Origin of the sequence: Lutibacter sp., assembly GCF_041596795.1 — a bacterium.
Lineage (GTDB): Bacteria > Bacteroidota > Bacteroidia > Flavobacteriales > Flavobacteriaceae > Lutibacter.
This window is the reverse complement of the sequence record NZ_JBFHHX010000181.1, coordinates 1-5,482: the sequence shown is the minus strand read 5'-3', so window position 1 is coordinate 5,482 and position 5,482 is coordinate 1. Positions and strand designations below refer to the sequence as shown.

The window sequence follows — 5,482 nt, the reverse complement described above, 5'->3', positions numbered from 1 at the left end:
TTGCATTGCTAAAGCTCTTTTTGATACTAATTTTAATCCGTCTTCAAAAGTTAAAACACCATTTGCAACTAATGCAGAAAGTTCACCTAAAGAATGCCCTGCAACCATTTCTGGTTTAAAACTATCACCTAATGTTTTTGCCAATATAACAGAATGTAAAAATATTGCTGGTTGCGTAACCTTTGTTTGTTTTAGCTCCTCTGCAGTACCTTCAAACATAATATCAGTAATTGAAAAACCTAAAATTGCATTGGCTTGTTCAAATAATTTCTGTGCTAAAGGTGAGTTTTCGTATAAGTCTAAACCCATTCCTGTAAATTGTGCTCCTTGACCAGGGAAAATATATGCTTTCATCTATTTAAATTTCATTAATAATTCGAAAATGCAAAAATACGAAATATTTACTATATTCGTGCTAATACGCTATCCAATGAATTACCAAAAAAAATCTGAAGCTTTTACTATATATTTAATTTTGGGGTCTATGTTTATAGCTGCCTTAGTTGCCTCTAACTTAATTTTTCAAAAATTCTTTTATTGGAATCCTTTTAACTTATTTAATTTTGAATTATCTGTTGGAATTTTACCCTACCCAATTACTTTTTTAATTACTGATATAATTTCAGAAATTTATGGGAAAAAGAAGGCTAATCAAGTTGTAATTGCCGGAATTTTTGCTTCGTTGTTTTCTATGGGAATTATTCTTTTAGCTAATTACGTACCCGCAATTGAAAAATCTCCTATTGATAATGAGACTTTTACTAAGGTTTTTGGATTGTCTCCAATTGCCGTTTTAGCCTCTATGCTGGCTTATTTATTTGCACAATTTGTAGATATTAAAATATATCATTTTTGGAAGAAAAAAACAAAAGGAAAACACTTATGGTTACGCAACAATTTTTCTACTTTCTCTTCTCAATTTATTGATACATTAACAGTTATAACATTGCTTTGCATATTTAAAGTATTGCCTTGGAATTTGTTTACAACGCTGCTAATTAGTGGTTTTTTATTTAAAATTATAATTGCAATATTAGACACACCAATTTTATACTTTTTAGTGTATTTGTTTAGAACACGATTTAATTTAAAGGTTGGCGAAGAAATAAAATTAATTGAATAACAAGCAATTATAAAATACTACTTAAAAATTCTAAAAAGTAGCTTTTTAATTGATAGTTATAATTACTTTATAACCTTCACTATTTCTTACATTAAAAACAGTAAAATCATCAAAAATTAAATATTGACCTTTTACACCAATAAGCTTTCCTTTAAAAAGAGGTGTTTTTTCTAAATTTAACGATTTTAGTTTAGTCGGATACTGTAAAACAGGATAATTAATTTCCGTTACTTTTCCATTATTCTGCAAAAAATAAGGCTGGGCTTCTTCAGGAATATATTGTTTTAATTTTTCACGTTCTTCAATTAAATCAACATCCATAACATCATTTTTCAACATTTTTTGCCAACTTGTTTTATCCGAAACATGGTTTTTTAAAGCAACCTCTGTAATTCCGGCTAAATATCTATTAGGAACTTCAACAATTTCTATTGCTTTTGATGCACCTTGATCTATCCAACGTGTAGGAATTTGAGATTTACGCGTTACTCCAACTTTTACATCACTTGATAAAGCCAAATAAACAATATGAGGTTGTAATTGTACGCTTTTTTCATAATCTAAATCTCTATCTTCAATATTTAAATGAGCAGTACTTAATTCTGGTTTCATAATCCAGTCACCAACCTGAGCGCTGCTATAAAAACAATCGTAACAAAAACCTTGTCTAAATATTTTTTTATTTAATCCACAACACAAACACTCATAACCTTCAAAACTAATTTCAATCTCTTTATTTAATAACTGATTTAAATTTAAAAAGTCATTTTCCACTTCTAAATAGTAGTTAACTTCACTATTTAATTCAGTCATCATTTTTTTTAAAACAGTTTGGTATTGCATCATAAAATTTTATTAAATTTAACTCGCTAAAGATACTTAATTAAAGATGCCATTCCCAATAGTAAATTCAATAATTTCATGGTTTTTAAAAAAACGTAAACACCAAATGGAATTATTTATAAAATACCCAATTGATGTTCAAAATGAACTACTTTTTAAATTATTATATAAGGCAAAAGATACCGAAATTGGGTTAAAATATAAATTTGAAACAATAAAAAGCTATCAAGAGTTTGCCAATAAAGTTCCTATACAAACCTACGAATCTTTTGAACCTTTAATTGACAGAACCAGAAAAGGAGAACAAAATGTGTTTTGGCCAACACCTATTAAATGGTTTGCAAAATCTAGCGGAACCACCAATGCCAAAAGCAAATATATTCCGGTGAGTGAAGAAGCTTTAGAAGATTGCCATTTTAAAGCAGGAAAAGATATGCTTTGCCTTTATATAAACAACAACCCAGAAGCTCAACTATTTACTGGAAAAGGATTACGTTTAGGCGGAAGCAGCGCTGTGTATGAAGATAACAATACCTATTTTGGAGATTTATCGGCAATTATAATTGAAAATATGCCTTTTTGGGCAGATTTTAGCAGTGCTCCAAAACAAGAAACTGCTTTAATGAGTGAGTGGGAAACTAAAATGACAGCAATTGTAAATGAAACCATTGATGAAGATATAACTAGCTTAGTAGGTGTACCTTCTTGGATGTTGGTTTTATTAAACAGAGTATTAGAAAAAACAGGTAAAAATAATATTTTAGAAGTTTGGCCAAACCTTGAAGTCTATTTTCACGGTGGTGTAAATTTTAATCCCTACAGAGAACAATTTAAAAAGATAATTCCTAAAAAGGATTTTAAATATTTTGAAACTTACAACGCTTCTGAAGGATTTTTTGCTATTCAAGATGTAAATCATTCGTTAGATTTATTGTTGATGTTAGATTACGGAATATTTTATGAATTTATTCCGATGGATGCATTTAATGATGAAAATTCTGTTGCCATTCCATTATCTAAAGTTCAATTAAATGTAAATTATGCAATTGTAATTACTACAAATGGCGGTTTATGGCGTTATTTAATTGGCGATACTGTAAAGTTTACTTGTTTAGAACCTTACCGAATTAGAATTACAGGAAGAACTAAGCATTTTATTAATGTATTTGGCGAAGAATTAATTATTGAAAACGCTGAAAATGCCCTAAAACAAGCCTGTGTAAAAACGGGCGCTGAAGTTTCTGAATTTACTGTAGCTCCTATTTTTATGACTGAAAATAAAACCGGAGGTCATGAATGGCTAATTGAATTTAAAAGACTGCCAAAAAACATCAATTATTTTACCGAATTATTAGACAATGCGTTAAAGGCAAATAATTCTGATTACGAAGCAAAACGCTATAATAATTTAACATTGGCAATGCCCAAAATAAATATTGCCCGAAATGAATTATTTTACGATTGGCTAAAAAAACAAGGAAAATTAGGAGGACAACATAAAATACCAAGATTATCTAATTCTAGAAACCATTTAGAGGAATTATTGAGCTTAAATTAATTATATTTTTCGCTCAATAACATAATTAACCATTGTTAAAAGCGATGTTTTATAAGAAGAATCTGGATACGTTTCTAAAATCTCTAATGCTTTAGAATGGTATTCTTTCATTTTTTGAATAGTATATTCCATTCCGCCTTTTTGCTTTACAAAAGCAATCACTTCTTTTACGCGTTTTTTATCTTTATTGTACTTTTTAACAGAATTGATAAGCCATTTTTTCTCATCGGCACTACAATTATTTATTGTATAAATTAAAGGCAAAGTCATTTTTTGCTCTTTAATATCTATACCTGTAGGTTTTCCAATTTTGTCATCAGAATAATCAAATAAATCATCTTTAATTTGAAAAGCAACTCCTATCAATTCACCAAACAAACGCATTTTATCAATTTCGTCTTTTGAACTTCCAACAGAAGCAGCACCAATTCCGCAACAGGCAGCAATTAATGTAGCTGTTTTCTGACGAATAATTTCAAAATAAACTTCTTCAGTAATATCTAATCGTCTTGCTTTTTCTATTTGAAGTAATTCGCCTTCACTCATTTCTCTAACAGCTATAGATATGAGTTTTAACATATCAAAATCATCATTATCAATAGATAATAATAATCCTTTTGACAATAAAAAATCGCCTACTAGAACAGCAATTTTATTTTTCCACAAGGCGTTTATAGAGAAAAATCCTCGTCTTCTATTACTATCATCAACAACATCATCGTGCACCAAGGTTGCTGTATGAATTAACTCAATTATAGAAGCGCCTCTATAGGTTCTTTCTTCAAATTTACCGTTAGAAACCATTTTTGCAACTAAAAAAACAAACATAGGACGCATTTGTTTTCCTTTTCTTCTAACAATATATTGAGTAATTCTATTTAATAAAGGTACGTTAGAAACCATAGACTCTCTGAATTTACTTTCAAAGAGTTCCATTTCTTCAAGAATAGGTTGTTTAATTAATTCTATTGCCTTCATAAGCTTCACAAAAATAATAAAAAAAGCTAGATAAACTCTAGCTTTTTTTATTTGCTAACTGCCCACAAGCAGCATCAATATCTTTACCTCTACTTCGTCTAACATTCACAATAATATCATTCATTTCTAAAATACTTATATAATCACTAATTGCTTGTTGATTAGCCTGTTGAAAATTACCATCATCAATAGGATTGTATTCTATTAAATTAACTTTACAAGGAACATGTTTACAAAATTTTACCAAAGCATTTATTGCCTCTTTACTATCGTTTATACCTTTCCAAACAACATATTCGTAGGTTACTCGGCTTTCTGTTTTTTCGTACCAATACTCTAAAGATTCTTTTAAATCTTTTAAAGGAAAAGCTTTGCTAAAAGGCATAATTTCTGAACGCACCTCATCTATTGCTGAGTGCAAAGAAACTGCTAAATTAAATTTAACCTCATCATCGGCTAACTTTTTTATCATTTTTGGCAATCCAGAGGTTGAAACTGTAATTCTTCTTGGCGAAATTCCCAAACCTTCTGGCGATGTAATTTTTTCTATAGCTTTTAATACATTGTTATAATTCATTAATGGTTCTCCCATTCCCATAAAAACAATGTTAGATAATTTATGATTGTAGTACAATAAACTTTCTTGATTTATTGCCGCAACCTGATCAAAAATTTCATCAGGATTTAAATTTCGCATTTTCTTTAATCGTGCCGTTGCACAAAAACTACAGTCTAAACTACAACCAACCTGACTAGAAACACAAGCTGTTGTTCTGGATTCTGTTGGAATTAAAACCGATTCTACTATTAATCCATCGTGCAGTTTTACAGCATTTTTCACAGTTCCATCAGAACTGCGTTGCATATGATCTACTTTTATATGATTAATTACAAAATTGTTTTCTAGCATTTCACGTGTTTCTAAAGAAATGTTAGTCATTGCTTCAAAAGAATGTGCGCTTTTACTCCATAACCATTCG

At 29.5% G+C, this 5,482-nt stretch carries 6 protein-coding genes; 2 read left to right on the top strand and 4 right to left on the bottom strand.

Annotation, left to right across the window (positions count from 1 at the left end; translation table 11 throughout):
• A partial coding sequence (locus tag ABY298_RS14635; protein ID WP_372746795.1) for an ACP S-malonyltransferase occupies window positions 1–354 on the bottom strand: 354 nt, incomplete at its 3' end.
• Between the two features lie 76 nt (window positions 355–430).
• Here ABY298_RS14635 and ABY298_RS14630 point away from each other — a divergent pair.
• A complete protein-coding gene (locus tag ABY298_RS14630; RefSeq protein WP_372746794.1) occupies window positions 431–1,123 on the top strand; it encodes a queuosine precursor transporter in 693 nt (230 codons plus the stop codon).
• Window positions 1,124–1,168: 45 nt separating this feature from the next.
• On the opposite strand, the gene ABY298_RS14625 is transcribed toward ABY298_RS14630, so the two are convergent.
• On the bottom strand, window positions 1,169–1,966 hold the full coding sequence (locus ABY298_RS14625; protein WP_372746796.1) for a DUF2797 domain-containing protein: 798 nt from the start codon (window positions 1,964–1,966) through the stop codon (window positions 1,169–1,171).
• 46 nt (window positions 1,967–2,012) lie between these two features.
• Between ABY298_RS14625 and ABY298_RS14620 the strand changes: the two genes are divergently transcribed.
• On the top strand, window positions 2,013–3,524 hold the full coding sequence (locus ABY298_RS14620; RefSeq protein WP_372746793.1) for a GH3 auxin-responsive promoter family protein: 1,512 nt from the start codon (window positions 2,013–2,015) through the stop codon (window positions 3,522–3,524).
• On the opposite strand, the gene ABY298_RS14615 is transcribed toward ABY298_RS14620, so the two are convergent.
• Both ABY298_RS14615 and rlmN read right to left on the bottom strand, forming a co-directional pair.
• The gene (locus ABY298_RS14615; protein WP_372746792.1) at window positions 3,525–4,502 is read right to left on the bottom strand and encodes a polyprenyl synthetase family protein; all 978 of its coding nucleotides are present in this window, start codon (window positions 4,500–4,502) and stop codon (window positions 3,525–3,527) included.
• Window positions 4,503–4,539: 37 nt separating this feature from the next.
• Window positions 4,540–5,482, bottom strand: a 943-nt coding sequence (gene rlmN, locus ABY298_RS14610) for a 23S rRNA (adenine(2503)-C(2))-methyltransferase RlmN (RefSeq protein ID WP_372746791.1), incomplete at its 5' end; no start/stop codon positions are given.